The organism is Flavobacterium riviphilum, assembly GCF_055231795.1.
On record NZ_JBUYSY010000001.1, the window covers coordinates 110,996 to 126,923 of the forward strand.

At 36.8% G+C, this 15,928-nt stretch carries 12 protein-coding genes and 3 tRNA genes; 7 read left to right on the forward strand and 8 right to left on the reverse strand.

The window, feature by feature from the left end:
• Positions 1-154 precede the first annotated feature (154 nt).
• A complete protein-coding gene (locus ACZIX2_RS00515) occupies positions 155-373 on the forward strand; it encodes a hypothetical protein (protein ID WP_463338118.1) in 219 nt (72 codons plus the stop codon).
• Between the two features lie 120 nt (positions 374-493).
• Here ACZIX2_RS00515 and ACZIX2_RS00520 read toward each other — a convergent pair whose 3' ends face one another.
• From ACZIX2_RS00520 to mutS, 4 genes are all read right to left on the reverse strand, one after another.
• Positions 494-841, reverse strand: coding sequence for a DUF1508 domain-containing protein (locus ACZIX2_RS00520; protein WP_463338119.1), 348 nt, complete (start codon positions 839-841; stop codon positions 494-496).
• Between the two features lie 85 nt (positions 842-926).
• Positions 927-1,012: transfer RNA gene (locus ACZIX2_RS00525), tRNA-Leu, on the reverse strand.
• A gap of 14 nt (positions 1,013-1,026) precedes the next feature.
• Positions 1,027-1,099, reverse strand: a tRNA-Gly gene (locus ACZIX2_RS00530).
• Positions 1,100-1,241: 142 nt separating this feature from the next.
• A complete protein-coding gene (gene mutS, locus ACZIX2_RS00535; protein WP_463338120.1) occupies positions 1,242-3,854 on the reverse strand; it encodes a DNA mismatch repair protein MutS in 2,613 nt (870 codons plus the stop codon).
• 149 nt (positions 3,855-4,003) lie between these two features.
• On the opposite strand from mutS, the gene ACZIX2_RS00540 reads away from it, so the two are divergent.
• The 3 genes from ACZIX2_RS00540 (at position 4,004) to ACZIX2_RS00550 (ending at position 7,282) form a co-directional block, all read left to right on the forward strand.
• Complete coding sequence (locus tag ACZIX2_RS00540; protein WP_463338121.1) at positions 4,004-4,447, forward strand: DUF1573 domain-containing protein; 444 nt, start codon at positions 4,004-4,006, stop codon at positions 4,445-4,447.
• Positions 4,448-4,514: 67 nt separating this feature from the next.
• Positions 4,515-5,054 (forward strand): RNA methyltransferase, encoded by a 540-nt coding sequence (locus tag ACZIX2_RS00545; RefSeq protein WP_463338122.1) that lies wholly within the window; start codon positions 4,515-4,517, stop codon positions 5,052-5,054.
• Positions 5,055-5,134: 80 nt separating this feature from the next.
• Entirely contained in the window at positions 5,135-7,282 is a 2,148-nt protein-coding gene (locus tag ACZIX2_RS00550) for an Ig-like domain-containing protein (protein WP_463338123.1), read from the forward strand.
• Positions 7,283-7,303: 21 nt separating this feature from the next.
• On the opposite strand, the gene folK is transcribed toward ACZIX2_RS00550, so the two are convergent.
• Positions 7,304-8,446, reverse strand: a complete 1,143-nt coding sequence (folK, locus tag ACZIX2_RS00555; RefSeq protein WP_463338124.1) for a 2-amino-4-hydroxy-6-hydroxymethyldihydropteridine diphosphokinase — start codon at positions 8,444-8,446, stop codon at positions 7,304-7,306.
• 135 nt (positions 8,447-8,581) lie between these two features.
• Between folK and sppA the strand changes: the two genes are divergently transcribed.
• Positions 8,582-10,342: a signal peptide peptidase SppA gene (sppA, locus tag ACZIX2_RS00560; protein WP_463338125.1), complete on the forward strand. Its 1,761-nt coding sequence runs from the start codon at positions 8,582-8,584 to the stop codon at positions 10,340-10,342.
• A gap of 98 nt (positions 10,343-10,440) precedes the next feature.
• Here the strand turns inward: sppA and ACZIX2_RS00565 are convergent, their stop codons facing one another.
• Complete coding sequence (locus ACZIX2_RS00565; protein WP_463338126.1) at positions 10,441-11,238, reverse strand: DUF2797 domain-containing protein; 798 nt, start codon at positions 11,236-11,238, stop codon at positions 10,441-10,443.
• A gap of 173 nt (positions 11,239-11,411) precedes the next feature.
• Here ACZIX2_RS00565 and ACZIX2_RS00570 point away from each other — a divergent pair, with 173 nt between their 5' ends.
• Positions 11,412-12,926 carry a GH3 auxin-responsive promoter family protein gene (locus tag ACZIX2_RS00570; protein WP_463338127.1) on the forward strand — a complete coding sequence of 505 codons (1,515 nt, stop codon included), beginning with the start codon at positions 11,412-11,414 and terminating at the stop codon, positions 12,924-12,926.
• Positions 12,927-12,996: 70 nt separating this feature from the next.
• Positions 12,997-13,070: transfer RNA gene (locus ACZIX2_RS00575), tRNA-Pro, on the forward strand.
• Positions 13,071-13,241: 171 nt separating this feature from the next.
• On the opposite strand, the gene serB is transcribed toward ACZIX2_RS00575, so the two are convergent.
• Together serB and clpX are read right to left on the reverse strand one after the other, a co-directional pair.
• On the reverse strand, positions 13,242-14,477 hold the full coding sequence (gene serB / locus ACZIX2_RS00580; protein ID WP_463338128.1) for a phosphoserine phosphatase SerB: 1,236 nt from the start codon (positions 14,475-14,477) through the stop codon (positions 13,242-13,244).
• Between the two features lie 216 nt (positions 14,478-14,693).
• Positions 14,694-15,926, reverse strand: coding sequence for an ATP-dependent Clp protease ATP-binding subunit ClpX (gene clpX, locus ACZIX2_RS00585; RefSeq protein WP_463338129.1), 1,233 nt, complete (start codon positions 15,924-15,926; stop codon positions 14,694-14,696).
• Between the last annotated feature and the right edge of the window lie 2 nt (positions 15,927-15,928).

Below are 15,928 nucleotides of genomic sequence, written 5' to 3' on the forward strand. Positions count from 1 at the left end.
GCTACATTTTGATTTTTTTTTGGCATAGTATTTGAAATATAGCTCGACGTGTGCAAAGAATATATTTTAAAAAAAATATGAAAAAATATATTGCGTATTAATTTTTTTATATCTTTGCCACGAATTAATAATTAACCTTTATAATAAAATTAAGATGAAAAAAGTATTTTTAAGTTTAGCTGCTGTAGCTGTTTTAACTGTTGTATCTTGTAAAAAAGCTGAAGCTCCTGCTGAAGAGGCTGTAGCTGTTGATTCTGCTGCTGTAGCTGTTGATTCTGCTGCTGCTCCTGCTGTTGATTCTGCTGCTGCTGTAGTTGATTCTGCTGCTGCTCCTGCTGCTGCTCCAGCTGCTGAAGCTCCTGCTGCTAAGTAATTTTAAAATTACAGAAAAAAATCAAGCCATCCATGTGATGGCTTTTTTTTTGCTTCAAAAACAAAAAAAAGCCCAAGAAATTCCTGAGCTTATTTATACTTTTATTAACACTTCCAACCATCAATCTGGAAACACGAAATTATTTTCAGAGAAATCCAATATCTCAGCCGAAGCCGCTGTATTTTTCACCTCTTCAATTCCTTTTTCTACTCGCAACTCCGTTGTATATTTTCGACTGTTTGCCAATAGACGGCCTTCCAACCAAAGCTGAAACCAAAACTTACCTTTGGACGATTTCATTTTAACAAAAACCACCGCATCCATTGCACGCTTTAAAGACTCAATATCTTCCTCTCCCTCAAATTTCAGCTCATAACTTTGACTCGTAAAAATCACCTTCCCTTTTCGAGAAGTAAACACAAATTTATAAGTTTCATTAAAACGCTTGCTGATCACAAAAGCCCCCATCGTATTCTATTATTTCACTAGCTATATTAGACAAAATCCTTCACAAAAGAGCAAAAAAAAACCCCTTCAAAAGAAGAGGTTTTAGTACTCAGAGCGGGACTTGAACCCGCACGAACATTGCTGTTCACTGGATTTTAAGTCCAGCGTGTCTACCAATTTCACCATCCGAGCATTATGTGATGTTGAGCGAAAAACGGGGCTCGAACCCGCGACCTCGACCTTGGCAAGGTCGCGCTCTACCAACTGAGCTATTTTCGCATTTCAAATTTTAAAAGAACCGCAGTACTTGTTTCGTATTGCGGTTGCAAATTTAGCACAAATATTCAATTAAACAAGCCTTTTTTGGAAAAAAAATTCAAATAAAATATAACCTTCTGATTCCGTTTTAATTAAAATTGAATTATTTTTTAGTCAACATCCTTTTAATTTCATTAAGCTTCATTAAAGCTTCCATAGGGGTAATCGAATTAATGTCGAGCTGAACAATTTCATCTTTAATCTCTTCCAACAATGGGTCGTCAAGATTAAAAAAGCTCATTTGGATAGCCTCATTAGCATTAGCTGCCTTCACTCCATTCAGAGCTGCACCCGAGTGATCTTTTTCTAGTTTTTTTAATATTTTTTGAGCCTTCAACACCACTAACTGTGGCATACCCGCCATTTTTGCCACATGGATACCAAAACTATGAGCAGATCCACCTTTGACCAATTTCCGAACAAAAAGCACTGTATCTTTCAATTCTTTGACCGCCACATTATAATTTTGAATGCGACCCAACGACTCACTCATTTCATTCAACTCGTGATAATGGGTAGCAAAAAGCGTTTTGGGCTGCGCAGGATGTTCGTGCAAAAACTCAGCAATGGCCCATGCAATTGAAATCCCATCATAGGTACTGGTTCCTCGACCAATTTCATCTAAAAGTACTAAACTTCGATCCGATATATTGTTCAAAATGGAAGCCGTTTCATTCATTTCAACCATAAATGTCGATTCTCCCATCGAAATATTATCAGAAGCTCCTACTCTAGTAAAAATTTTATCAACCACACCCATTTTTACGCTCTCTGCCGGCACAAAACTTCCCATTTGCGCCAAAAGCACAATCAAAGCCGTTTGTCGCAAAATAGCCGACTTCCCAGACATATTGGGACCCGTTATCATAATTAACTGCTGCGTATCTCGATCCAAATACACATCATTAGCAATATAAGGTACCCCAACAGGCAATTGTTTTTCAATCACAGGGTGTCGTCCGTTTTTAATATCCAATTCAAAAGAATCATCCAATTCTGGACACACATATTGATTTTCAATAGCCAATTGAGCAAAAGAACACAAACAATCCAATTGAGCCACCAAATTAGCATTCATTTGAACCGGCTTTATGTAGGTAGCCATCCATTGTACCAATTGCTCAAATAATTCGGCTTCAATTTTTTGAATTTTTTCTTCGGCACCTAAGATTTTAGATTCGTATTCTTTTAGCTCTTCAGTGATGTAACGCTCTGCACTTACCAGCGTTTGTTTTCTAATCCACTCACAGGGCACTTTATCCTTGTGCGTGTTTCGAACTTCGATGTAATAACCAAATACGTTATTGAAAGAAATTTTTAAAGACGATATCCCAGTTCTTTCCGATTCTCTCTTTTCAATTCCCTCTAAAAATTCTTTACCCGAAGTAGAAATAGCCCTTAATTCATCCAATTCTTCATGCACCCCTTTTGCTATGGCATTCCCTTTTGCTATAGCCACAGGCGCATCTTGATTTAAGGTAAATTTTATCTTTTCTCGCAACAAATCGCAACTATGCAAATTATCACCAATCACCTTAACCGCTTCTTGAGAACTTTGAAGTGCTAAATGCTTAATAGGCAATATTGCATCCAATGATTCCTTAAGATAAATTACTTCTCTAGGAGAAACTTTTCCTGTAGCTATTTTGGAAATGAGTCGCTCTAAGTCCGAAATTTGTTTGATTTGATGCTGCAATTGCTCCAAAACCTCTTGGTTCTCTTTCAGATAGGACACTACCTGATGCCTACTTCTCACTTTGGCGATATCTTTTAACGGCAACGCCAACCATCTTTTCAACAAGCGTCCACCCATTGGCGAAAGCGTTCGATCAATTACATCCAATAGCGTAACCGCATTAGGATTGTAACTGTGATACAACTCAAGATTGCGAATAGTAAAGCGATCCATCCACACATAAGCATCTTCGGCTATACGCTGAATCGATGTAATATGCTGTACTTTATTATGCTGGGTTTCGGAAAGATAGTACAATACAGCACCAGAGGCCACAATACCATCTTTCAAATCTTCTACTCCAAAACCTTTTAGAGAAACGGTCTGAAAATGCTTGGTTAACGATTCAAAAGCATAGTCTTCTTTATAAATCCAATCCTCCAGATAAAAAACATGAAACTCTTCACCAAAAGTTTCTTTGAAGGCATTTTTATTAAACTTAGGAACTAATATTTCACTTGGATTAAAATTTTGCAGTAATTTATCGATATATTCTCCATTGCCTTGTGCAGTTAAAAACTCACCTGTTGAAACATCCAAAAAAGACACTCCAATATTTTTGTTTCCAAAAAAAACCGAGGCTAAGAAATTATTCGTTTTAGATTGCAACACTTCGTCGTTTAAAGCCACCCCTGGAGTTACTAACTCCGTCACACCGCGCTTTACGATTGTTTTGGTCATCTTAGGGTCTTCGAGTTGATCACAAATGGCTACTCGAAGTCCAGCCTTCACCAATTTAGGCAAATAGGTATTTACTGAATGATGTGGAAATCCTGCCAAAGCCGTTTCGGTTTCTGTTCCTGCCCCTCTTTTGGTTAAAGTAATCCCTAGAATTTTGGAAGCACGAATAGCATCTTCCCCAAAAGTTTCATAAAAATCCCCTACTCGAAACAACAAACAAGCATCCGGGTATTTCCTCTTTATCTCATTGTATTGTTTCATTAACGGCGTTTCTTTAACGCTTTTATCTTTTGCTGCCAAAATTTGGATGGTATTTAGATTAAAAAAATAATAGGTCAGCGAATTTATAGATTTTATAATGAATAATAAAAGGATTAAAAAATTAATCGAATTTTAAGTTTGCATATTATTTTTTTATATAGATTTGCGTGTACTAAAAAATTTAACCTATGAAAAAGATATTTGTCCTTTTATTCGTTTTCGGTTTAGGATTAGCCACAGCTAATGCTCAAGAAACTGCCAAAAAAGCTAAAAAAGCAAAAACTACAGCTACAGCAAAAGTTCAAGGTGCTGGCATGGTTTTCGTGAACGAAACTATCGATTATGGTACTATTGCACGTAATGCAGATGGTAAACGTGAATTTGTATTTACCAACAATGGCAATGCCCCATTAATCATTACAAGCGCACAAGGATCTTGTGGTTGCACCGTACCTAGTACTCCAAAAGAGCCAATTTTACCAGGAGCAAAAGGATCTATTGGAGTAAAATATGACACCAACCGTGTTGGTCCATTTACAAAAACAGTTACCATAAGCTCTAATGCTGCGGGACAACCTAGCAAAACGTTAACCATCAAAGGGAATGTTTTGCCAGATGAAGCAAAAAGCTAATAACAAAAAATACAATGCATAAAAAAGCTTCCTTTCGGGAAGCTTTTTTGTTAAAAATTATTTCATCATGAGAAAACTTGACAATAGTGAATTAGATAGAAAATCTATAGAAGGCTTCAAACAATCGCAAAAAACACCGTTAATTATAGTGTTAGAGGATGTAAGAAGTTTACACAATATTGGCTCAGTATTTAGAACTGCCGATGCGTTTTTAATTGAAAAAATTATTTTGTGCGGCATTACCGCCACACCTCCCAATAAAGAAATCCATAAAACCGCTTTAGGAGCTACTGAAACTGTAGACTGGGAGCATTTTGAAAATTTTGAAGACGCCCTGATTCAGCTCAAAAATGAAAACATTACCACCCTTGCCATCGAACAAGTAGAAAGCGCTATTTACCTTCAAGATTTTCAAGTTGATCCTTTACAAAAATATGCTATTGTCTTCGGAAACGAAGTGCATGGAGTGACACAAAAAACAGTTAGCCTATGCGATGGATGCATCGAAATTCCTCAATTGGGCACCAAACATTCTTTAAATATTTCGGTAAGTGTAGGCATTGTAGTTTGGGATTTATTCAAACAATTCCATTTTCAGCAAGGGTAAAAACTATAGAAATACTAACAAATTCTTAAATAAAAACTCGAATAAGGTTCCCAATTTAAAATTTGTTTTACATTTATGGAATGAAGGCATCTTTAATGTTACTATTACATATATTTTTTCTCTTTCCTCAGATTTTGTTGCCATTTCATGGTGGTACAGACAAGGGTTTTCCCACTCATTTTACGGAAGAAAATCAAAAAACAATTGTTGCCAACATTGCACCTAGCATCAAAGCAACCGGAAACCAAGCCTATTGTCCTTTATCATACACCAACATTGTATCTAGCATTAGTATTACCGACCCTGATGACAACGCAACAGAAGCCATTTACATCCAAATTTCATCAGGATACGACCAAGGCAATGATTTTTTAATTTTAAATAACTCAACTGCTCACCCGAACATAATAAGTAATTGGAATCCACAGGAGGGCAAACTTATATTAGCTTCACCAACTACAGGCAACTTAGTTCCTTATACGGATTTGGTAGCTGCTATTAAAGACGTTCAGTTTTATAATACTTCCCCAAACGTTAAAGGAAGTAGGAGTTTTTCGATAAGTATTAGTCAAGCCAATTATTTACCAAGAAACGGCCATTATTACGAATACGTTCCGAGCTTAGGGATAACCTGGCAAAACGCCAAAATTGCTGCCGAAGCTAAAACCTATTATGGTTTAAAAGGCTATCTAGCCACCCTAACCGCTGCCGACGAAGCACAATTAGCCGGCAAACAAGCACCTGGAGCCGGATGGATTGGCGGAAGTGATGCTGAAACAGAAGGCGTATGGAAATGGGTAACAGGCCCAGAAGCAGGCACCATTTTTTGGAATGGTACCGCTAATGGCAGCAGTCCCAATTTTGCTTTTTGGAACAATAACGAACCCAATCAACTTGGAGATGAGGATTATGCCCACATTACAGCTCCAAGCATAGGCAAACCTGGTTCTTGGAATGATTTATCAAATACTGGTTCTGCAAGTGGAGACTACCAACCAAAAGGGTTTATTGTTGAATATGGCGGGACCCCAGGTGATCCAATTTTAGAATTATCTGCCAGTACCAGCTTAACGGTTATTGACATCACAAGCACTTCACCTGCTTCCAAATGTGACCCTGGTAGTCTAACCTTACAAGCCACTGCTTCTATCGGAACTATTAATTGGTACGACCAATACTCAGGCGGCAATTTAGTTGGCACAGGATCGAGTTTTACCACCCCTTTTTTAAATACTACCACTACTTATTATGTCACTAGCTCCGCATCAGGATGCAGCTCTGAACGTAAAGCTGTAGTGGCCACAATTAATCGTATACCCTCCATCACAACAACCAATTCTCCGGTTCAAAACTGCGGTCCCGCATCAGTAACACTGACAGCAACTAGTACAACTGGCACCATACATTGGTATGAAGATGAGAATTCCAACACTTTACTTAGTACGGGAAATAATTTCATCACACCCCTCATAAACAAAAACACCACTTACTACGCTGAGGCAGTCAATGGAAATTGCACAAATGGCAACAGAATACCAATTACTGTTATCATCAATTCCTTTCCCGATGTAACTGATGAAGAAAAAATCATCTGCCAGTCCAACCCCTTAAAATTAGATGCTGGGGGTATAGGGATGACCTACTTATGGTCTACAGGCGCCATTACTAAAGAAATTACCATAAATGATGTAGGAACTTATTTTGTTGACATTACCAATACAACTAATTGCAGCAGTCGTAAAACATTCACGATCCAACGAACTACCGAACCAAAAATTAATGATGTTTTAGTTACTGAAAATAGTGTAACAATTACAACTACTAATGAAGCTTCTTATTTTGAATACTCTTTAGACAATATCCATTACCAATCCTCGAATATTTTTACCCAAATTCGTCCAGGGATTCAAACGGCCTATGTTAGAGACGCTAATCATTGCTATCTTGACCAACAAGCTTTCATCGTAATTTCACCTCCAAAATTTTTCACCCCAAATAATGATGGGTTTAACGATGTGTGGTATGTAAAGGATTTTGATACTTTCCCAAATGCAACGCTATCAATTTTTGATCGTTTCGGAAAGTTATTAATTCAATTATCACCTAACAACAAGAGTTGGGATGGCACTTTTCAACGCCTACCAATGCCCTCGGATGATTATTGGTATGTGCTGAAATTAGATGATTCAGGGGTGGAGAAAAGAGGTCATTTTTCTCTGAAAAGGTAAAATACAAAGTTGAATAACCAACTATTTCAAATGAATTTTCTTCTGAATTTCATCCAATACAAAAAGGTAATCTTCTTGGTTTTTGACAAAGTCAAGGTCTGAAACATCGATGATAAGAACATTTAAATCCTGTTGCGATTTGATGTAATCTAGATAACCCGTGTTGATTTTGTCTAAATAGTCTGCATCAATATTTTGTTCATACCCACGTCCTCTTTTCTTGATGTTCTGCAATAACCGATTCGTGTTTTGATACAAGTACACATACAAATCGGGTTTGGGCATTTCTTTATAAATAATCGAAAACAGATTGCGATACAAATGGTATTCATCTTCGGCAAGAGTAATTTTGGCAAAAATCAACGATTTAAAAATATGATAATCCGCTACGATAAAATCTTTAAACAAGTCATACTGCGCCAAATCATCCGATAATTGCTGGTAACGATCTGCCAAAAACGACATCTCCAATGGAAACGCATAACGATTCTGATCATTGTAAAATTTAGGCAAAAATGGATTGTCTGCAAAACGCTCTAACACCATTTTCGCATTAAAATCTTCGGCTATTTTGGTAGTCAAGGTAGTTTTGCCTGCACCAATATTTCCTTCGAAGGCAATATAATTATAGTGTTCTAAAGGAATTTTGGACAAAGGCGCTTCTAGCGTATCCACTTTGATACACATACTAGTATCCTTAGTCTCTTTGATCAAGTCATTTACCGACTTGTTAAACACTGGATGAATCCATTGAAATTGAAGATCCTGAAAAGGAAGTAAAACAAACTTCCTATTCTGCATAAGTGGGTGTGGAATTTGTAATTTGTCCGTCTGAACAATTTGTTCATCAAAAGCCACAATATCAATATCAATCACTCTTGCTTGATACCCCAGACTCTTTTCGTTTCGAACTCGACCCAGTTTTTTTTCAATTCTAAGAATTCTTTGCAACACTTTCATGGGCGAAAAATGTGTATGCAATAACAACGCACAATTGTAAAAAGAATCACTCTCAAAACCCCAAGCAGGCGTTTCGAAAACAGCCGATATTTTGATAACAGTCCCTACTTCTTGATGCAACAGCTCAAGGCATTGTTTTATATGGTCAAGACGATTTCCTTGATTACTGCCTAGAGATAAAATGACTTGATATTGTGAATTCATAAGGCTACAAAGTAACTAAAAGAAATTTAAAAACGCTATGGAACACCCGAAGTATTCCTTTTAAAATTAAAAATAAAATCTACATTTGTAACAATCAATTCAAAACTTCGACATACTACATAAACAATTTTAAAGATGAGATTTTTAGGAAATATACTAGCTACTGTAATTGGTATTTTTGTATTCATAATGCTGACTTTTATTGGCATCATTGTGCTGGGCGTTGTTTTTGGAGGCGATTCAGAAGAAGTCGAAGTCAAGAAAAACTCGGTAATTGTTTTGGACCTAAAAGACATCCAAGATGACTACGCTGGAAAATATTCAGACCCTTGGTTAACTGCTTTTTCAGATCGCAAAAAAATGGGGTTAATTGATGTCGTAAATGCTATCGAAATGGCCCAAACCGATGAGTCAATCAAAGGAATTTCACTCTTAAACACACAATCTGCTTTAGGAATGGCTCAAAGCAAAGAATTACGAGATGCTTTGGATCGCTTTAAATTAACAGGAAAGTTTATCTATGCCTATGCACATGCGTACTCTCAAAAGGGCTATTATTTAAGTTCTGTTGCCAATAAAATTTTCCTAAATCCAATTGGAGAATTAGACTTTAAAGGATTGAGCACCGAAGTGATGTTTTTCAAAGATTTTCAAGAGAAATCAGGTTTAAAAATGGAAGTTATTCGTCATGGAAAATACAAAAGCGCTGTAGAACCATTTCTAGAAAACAAAATGAGCGATGCCAACAAAGAACAAACAACAGCTCTTTTAAATTCGATTTGGGAAGCTATGGTTTTGGATGTTTCTAGAAGCAGAAACCTCAGCATCCCCCAACTCAACACTATAGCTAACGGCCTTTTGGCTAGAACACCAGAAATGGCAAAATCTCAAGGATTAATTGACCAAATTGCCTATGAAGATGAATACCATAATGCTATAAAAAGACTTCTAAAAGTTGATGATAAAGAAGAATACAACACCATCTCGATTGCGGATTACACCCAAAAAACGTTAAGTAACGCCATCGACTTGAATGCCGATGCTTCGATTGCTGTAATTTACGCCCAAGGAGAAATTCGCAGTGGCGAAGGCGATGTTAACGAAATTGGAGAAGGATCCATGCGTCGTTCTCTAAAAGAAGCTAGAGAAGACGATGATGTGAAAGCCATTGTACTTCGAGTAAACAGTCCCGGTGGTAGCGCTTTAACTTCCGATTTAATTTGGAGAGAAATCGAGTTGACTAAAAAAGTAAAACCAATCGTGGTTTCGATGGGGAATTATGCTGCTTCAGGTGGTTATTATATCGCTTGTAATGCTAATACTATTTTTGCACAAAAAAACACGATTACAGGCTCAATCGGTGTATTTGGAGCTTTACCTAATTTCTCGGTTGCTGCTAATCGATATGGGATACATTCAGAGCAAGTGAGAACACATGAAAATGCTTCAAATTATAGCCCATTTGTACCTCTAGACGAAAAATTCAAAACCGTAACGTTAGAAGGCGTTGAACAAATCTACCGCACCTTCATAAGTCATGTGGCTCAAGGCCGAAAACTGAGCCTTGCTCAAGTCGATTCTATCGGTCAAGGTCGAGTTTGGTCAGGAAGTGAAGCAATAAAGATTGGACTTGTAGATAAAATTGGAGGCTTAAAAGAAGCATTAACAGAAGCTGCGCGTTTGGCTAAAATAAAATCATACCGAACTGTCAATTATCCTGAATATGAAAAAAGTTTTGAAGACGTATTGGCCAACTTGCCTTTTGCTAAATCCAAAACCAACCTCATAATTGAAGAAATTGGAGAAGAAAACTATCAAATTCTACAAGAAGTAAAACGATTCAAAAGTCGCAAAGGGGTTCAAGCCGTGCTACCTTACGAACTCAGAATAGACTAACAACTATATCAAAAAAAACCAAGCTTCACCTTTCTCATAAACAACTGGTTTAAAAAAAGGAAGCTTGGTTTTTTGATTTAAATATCATTACCTAAAAATTATCCTACTGTAAGCTGAACAACGTACCCTTCATTGTTCCGAACATTAAATACTGTTCCGCCTTCAAACAATAAATACTGGCCTTTTATCCCAATCAACTTCCCACTATACATTGGTGTTTTGTCTAAATTTAAACTACTAATTTTAGTTGGATAAGTCACCACAGGGTAATTCATACTGATGATTTCATTTTGATTTGGGTAAAAATACTCACGCACTTCTTCTGGCAACCAAGCTTCCACCTTACTTTTTTCTTGTGATAAATCAGCAGGTACAAACGAATTGGTCAACATTTTTCGCCAATTGGTTTTATCTGCAAAATGATTCTTCAGGGCCACCTCGGTAATTCCTGCCAAGTACCGATTAGGCACTTCTACTAAAACAATAGCTTGATCGGCTCCTTGATCAATCCAACGGGTAGGCATTTGGGTTTTACGAGTTACTCCAACTTTTACGTCACTTGACAACGCTAAATATACGATGTGAGGTTGTAACTGCACTTTTTGTTCATAAGCCAAATCTCTATCTTCTATCCCTAAATGTGCGGTACTCAACTCGGGTTTCATAATCCAATCGCCTACAGCTGGGCTTGAATAAAAACAATCATAACAAAAACCTTGTCTGAAAATTGTTTTATTCTTTCCACAATTCAAACATTGAAATCCTTTCAACTGAATACTGATTTCTCTATTCAACAATTGATTCATATTGATAAAATCAGATTCAAACACTAAGTAATACTGAATGGGATCTCCCATTTCGGTGGACATTTTGGAGAGCACTCCTTCGTAAATCATTTTGGGCTTACATTTTTAGGTGGATAATTAGAATTCTTATAGTGGAGAAAACTATTTCCAATTAGAATTAATTTGAAAAAAAAAATACTATTTTTGGAATAATAGCAAAGTTAGTATTTGTCAGTCGATTTTCAAATCTAAAATCTGCATCAAAATTTAAACCCTATCGCTTCATGCCATTATCCATAATCAATTCCATAGCTTCGTGGTTTCTAAAGCAGCGCATTCATCAAATTGAATTATTCTTGAAATACCCAAACGAGGTACAAGAAGAACTCTTGATGAATTTAATCCGTTCGGCAGAAAACACAGTTATTGGCAAACAATATGATTTTAGCTCGATTAAATCGTATGCACAATTCATCAACCGCGTACCTATTTCGAGTTATGAGGAGCTCGAACCATTTATAGAGCGCACCCGAAAAGGCGAACAAAATGTATTGTGGGAAACCCCTATAAAATGGTTTGCCAAATCCAGCGGCACTACCAATGCCAAAAGCAAATTTATCCCCGTGAGTAATGAAGCTTTAGAAGATTGTCATTACAAGGGAGGTAAAGATTTGTTATGTCTTTATCTTAATAATAACGAAGATTCTGAAATATTTTTAGGAAAAAGTCTTCGATTAGGAGGTAGCTCTCAAATTTATGAAAACAACAATACATTTTTTGGAGATTTATCAGCGATTCTAATTGAAAATATGCCTATTTGGGCTGAATTCAGTAGCACACCGAGCAATAAAATTTCACTTATGAGCGAATGGGATTCTAAAATGGCAGCCATTGTCAAGGAAACCATCAACGAAAACGTTACAAGTTTTGCTGGAGTGCCGTCTTGGCTATTGGTATTGATGAACAAAGTTTTAGAACAAACAGGTAAAAGTCACCTCATGGAAGTTTGGCCTAATTTGGAAGTTTATTTTCACGGAGGGGTAAATTTTGATCCGTATCGAGACCAATATCATAAAATTTTACCCAAAAACAACTTCAAATATTACGAAATCTACAATGCCTCTGAGGGATTTTTCGCCATACAAGATTTAAATTATTCTAGTGATTTATTGCTCATGCTCGATTATGGCATTTTTTATGAGTTCATCCCAATGGACACTTTTGGCACGCCCAACCAAAAAGTTATTCGCTTATCCGAAGTAGAATTATTCAAAAATTATGCTTTAGTCATCACTACCAATGGTGGATTGTGGCGCTATTTAATAGGCGACACCGTTCGATTTACATCATTAAGCCCTTATAGAATTCGAGTTTCTGGCAGAACCAAACATCATATTAATGTTTTTGGCGAAGAACTCATGGTAGAAAACACCGAGCAAGCCTTGGCCAAAGCGTGCAAAGAAACCCAATCCGAAATTGTAGATTACACAGTAGCTCCAATATTCATGAAGGGCAAGCAAAAAGGAGCTCACGAGTGGATGATTGAATTTAAAACACCACCAAAAGACCTAACAGCATTTGAAAAAATACTAGACCAAACCTTACAATCGTTAAATTCGGATTATGAAGCCAAACGCTACAACAACATGACATTAAACCCGTTAATCATTAATGTAGCGAGAGAAAATCTTTTTTACGACTGGCTTAAACAAAGAAATAAAGTAGGTGGACAAAACAAAATTCCTCGCCTTTCTAATCAACGAGACTATTTGGAGCAATTGAAGGAATTGCAATCCTAACTCATAATTAAGAAAAAAAACGTTTAAAAATTTTGCTGTTTTTACTTTTAGTAGTAATTTCGGCCCCTCGCGGGATGTAGCGCAGCCTGGTAGCGTACTAGCATGGGGTGCTAGGGGTCGCTGGTTCGAATCCAGTCATCCCGACGAATTCTTCAAATTAAAAATCCCATTTACCAAGTGTAAATGGGATTTTGTTTTTCTATAAATAAAATTTACTGTACCCTTGTTTTATAGTTTTTGTCAAATCGAGCGCAGTCGAGATTGATTGTTCTCGACTGCGCTCGAACTGACAAAAACAAGTTTGTATTGCAACTACTATTCCTGCATCATGTCGATGTGTCGATCGTGATAGCCTAATAAGTATAAAACTCCATCCAATCCTAAACTCGAAATGGACGTGGAAGCACTTTCTTTTACTTTAGGTTTTGCATGAAAAGCAATCCCTAATCCTGCCAAATTCAACATCGGCAAATCATTGGCGCCATCTCCTACTGCTATGGTTTGGTTAATATGAATTCCTTCTTTTTCAGCGATTGCTTTTAAGTATTCGGCTTTCTTTTGTCCATCAACGATTTCACCTAAATAATTGCCCGTCAACTTACCGTCTTTTATTTCTAATTGATTGGCAAACACATAATCGATACCCAATTCTTTCTGCAAGTATTCTCCAAAATAAGTAAACCCTCCCGATAAAATCGCCGTTTTGTAACCATAATACTTTAGAGCCTTCATCAAACGATGCGCCCCCTTGGTAATCGGAAGATTAACAGCCACATTTTGAAGCACTTCTTCGCTTAAACCTTCCAAAAGAGCCATACGCTTTTTGAAACTTTCGCTAAAATCAATTTCTCCATTCATGGCCGACTCGGTGATCGCTCGTACTTGTTCCCCTACACCTGCTAATTCTGCCAATTCATCAATCACCTCGGTTTGAATTAGTGTCGAATCCATATCAAAACAAACCAATCGACGATTACGACGGTACATATTATCTTCTTGAAAAGAAATATCGACATTCAAATCGCGAGACACATCCATGAAACTAGAAGTCATTTTGGCTTTGTCCAACAAATTTCCAGTAACGGATAATTGAATACAGGAACGAGGATATTCTTCTTTTTCAACCACAGAGGTTCTCCCTGTCAATCGAATAATTGAATCAATATTGAGCTTATTATTTGATAAAATTTGAGTCACAGCAGACAATTGTACTGCTGTCAATTCTTCTCCCAATACATTGATGATGTAGCGCTGTTTGCGTTGGGCTTTCACCCAATTCTCATAATCCTCAATAGTTACAGGAGTAAATTTTACTTTGATTCCCAATTCGTAAGCTTTGAATAATAAATCTTTCAAAACCGGACCAGAATTTGAACCCTTTTCTATTTCAAACAATATTCCTAAAGACAAAGTATCGTGTATATCGGCCTGACCAATATCTAAAATCGTTGCTCCATATGTTGCCAAAATAGAAGTTAAACCGGCAGTTACCCCTATTTTATCTTGACCAGAAACTTTTAATAATATTATCTCTTTATCTTCTATCGCCATTTTTGAAATATTTAAAGTGTGCCAAAAATCGGAATTCTATCGTTTAAAAAAAAGGACTTTGACGTTTTTATCGAAAGTGAAAATATTATTTTAAAGCGTATCCGTTTATGAGTAAATTCGAAACAAAAGGTCTCATTTAAGGTTAAATCATTAACAAATAAAGCTCAAAAACGAATGTTTCTGAGCTTTATCTTTATTTTAATATACCTTAAAACATTAAGAAGCCATCTCTAAACGCTTCAATAAATTTTTATTCAAGGCTTCTTGTGTATACGCTTTGTCAATTGCCAAAACTTTATGGTCCGAGCTAGGCAATTCGTACATCGCATCTGTTAATACTGCTTCGCAAAGGGAACGCAATCCACGAGCTCCTAATTTATATTCCAAAGCTTTGTCTACAATAAAATCTAAAGCTTCATCAGTAATACTAAATTCAACCTCATCCATCATAAACAATTTTTGGTATTGTTTGATTAAGGCATTTTTGGGTTGCGTTAAAATGGCTCTCAACGTAGCCCTATCCAAAGGATCCATGTGTGTTAGTACCGGCAAACGCCCAATGATTTCAGGAATTAATCCAAAATCCTTGATATCCTTTGGGATAATATACTGCAACAAATTGTCTTTGTCGATATTGTCCTCATTTTTAGAAGTGGAATACCCCACTGCTTGACGATTCAATCGCTTAGAAATAATACGCTCAATACCATCAAAAGCACCACCAGCAATAAACAAGATATTTTGAGTATTGACTTCAACAAACTTTTGATCCGGGTGTTTTCGACCCCCTTTTGGCGGTACATTTACTACAGTTCCTTCCAATAATTTCAATAATGCTTGTTGCACTCCCTCGCCAGAAACGTCGCGAGTAATGGAAGGGTTATCGCTTTTACGAGCAATTTTATCTATTTCGTCAATAAAGACAATACCACGTTCTGCTTTGGCCACATCATAATCTGCAGCTTGCAACAATCGGGTCAAGATGCTTTCTACATCTTCTCCTACATAACCGGCTTCTGTTAACACAGTAGCATCAACAATCGCTAGAGGCACATCTAACATTTTGGCAATAGTTTTGGCTACTAAGGTTTTTCCTGTACCTGTTTGCCCCACCATAATGATGTTACTTTTTTCGATTTCTACCTCATCTTCCAAATCTTGTTGCAACAATCTTTTATAGTGATTATACACTGCAACCGACATCACTTTTTTAGTTTGTTCTTGACCAATAACGTATTGATCTAAAAACGCGCGAATTTCTTTAGGTTTTTTCAAAATCAAATCGCCCACCAACTTAGAGTTTCCGTTTGATTTTAATTCTTCGAGAACAATACCATGTGCTTGCTCGATACATTTGTCACAAATATGTGCATCTATACCTGCAATAAGCAAATTGGTCTCTGGTTTTTTCCTTCCGCAGAAAGAACAATGTAATACTTGTTTTGCCATCT

Bases quoted from the DNA above. Each gene is read 5' to 3' on its own strand.
- ACZIX2_RS00515 (WP_463338118.1), top strand. From the start codon at position 155: ATGAAAAAAGTATTTTTAAGTTTAGCTGCTGTAGCTGTTTTAACTGTT.
- ACZIX2_RS00520 (WP_463338119.1), bottom strand. From the start codon at position 841: ATGGGGGCTTTTGTGATCAGCAAGCGTTTTAATGAAACTTATAAATTT.
- ACZIX2_RS00540 (WP_463338121.1), top strand. From the start codon at position 4,004: ATGAAAAAGATATTTGTCCTTTTATTCGTTTTCGGTTTAGGATTAGCC.
- ACZIX2_RS00545 (WP_463338122.1), top strand. From the start codon at position 4,515: ATGAGAAAACTTGACAATAGTGAATTAGATAGAAAATCTATAGAAGGC.
- ACZIX2_RS00550 (WP_463338123.1), top strand. From the start codon at position 5,135: ATGAAGGCATCTTTAATGTTACTATTACATATATTTTTTCTCTTTCCT.
- folK (WP_463338124.1), bottom strand. From the start codon at position 8,446: ATGAATTCACAATATCAAGTCATTTTATCTCTAGGCAGTAATCAAGGA.
- sppA (WP_463338125.1), top strand. From the start codon at position 8,582: ATGAGATTTTTAGGAAATATACTAGCTACTGTAATTGGTATTTTTGTA.
- ACZIX2_RS00565 (WP_463338126.1), bottom strand. From the start codon at position 11,238: ATGATTTACGAAGGAGTGCTCTCCAAAATGTCCACCGAAATGGGAGAT.
- ACZIX2_RS00570 (WP_463338127.1), top strand. From the start codon at position 11,412: ATGCCATTATCCATAATCAATTCCATAGCTTCGTGGTTTCTAAAGCAG.
- serB (WP_463338128.1), bottom strand. From the start codon at position 14,477: ATGGCGATAGAAGATAAAGAGATAATATTATTAAAAGTTTCTGGTCAA.
- clpX (WP_463338129.1), bottom strand. From the start codon at position 15,926: ATGGCAAAACAAGTATTACATTGTTCTTTCTGCGGAAGGAAAAAACCA.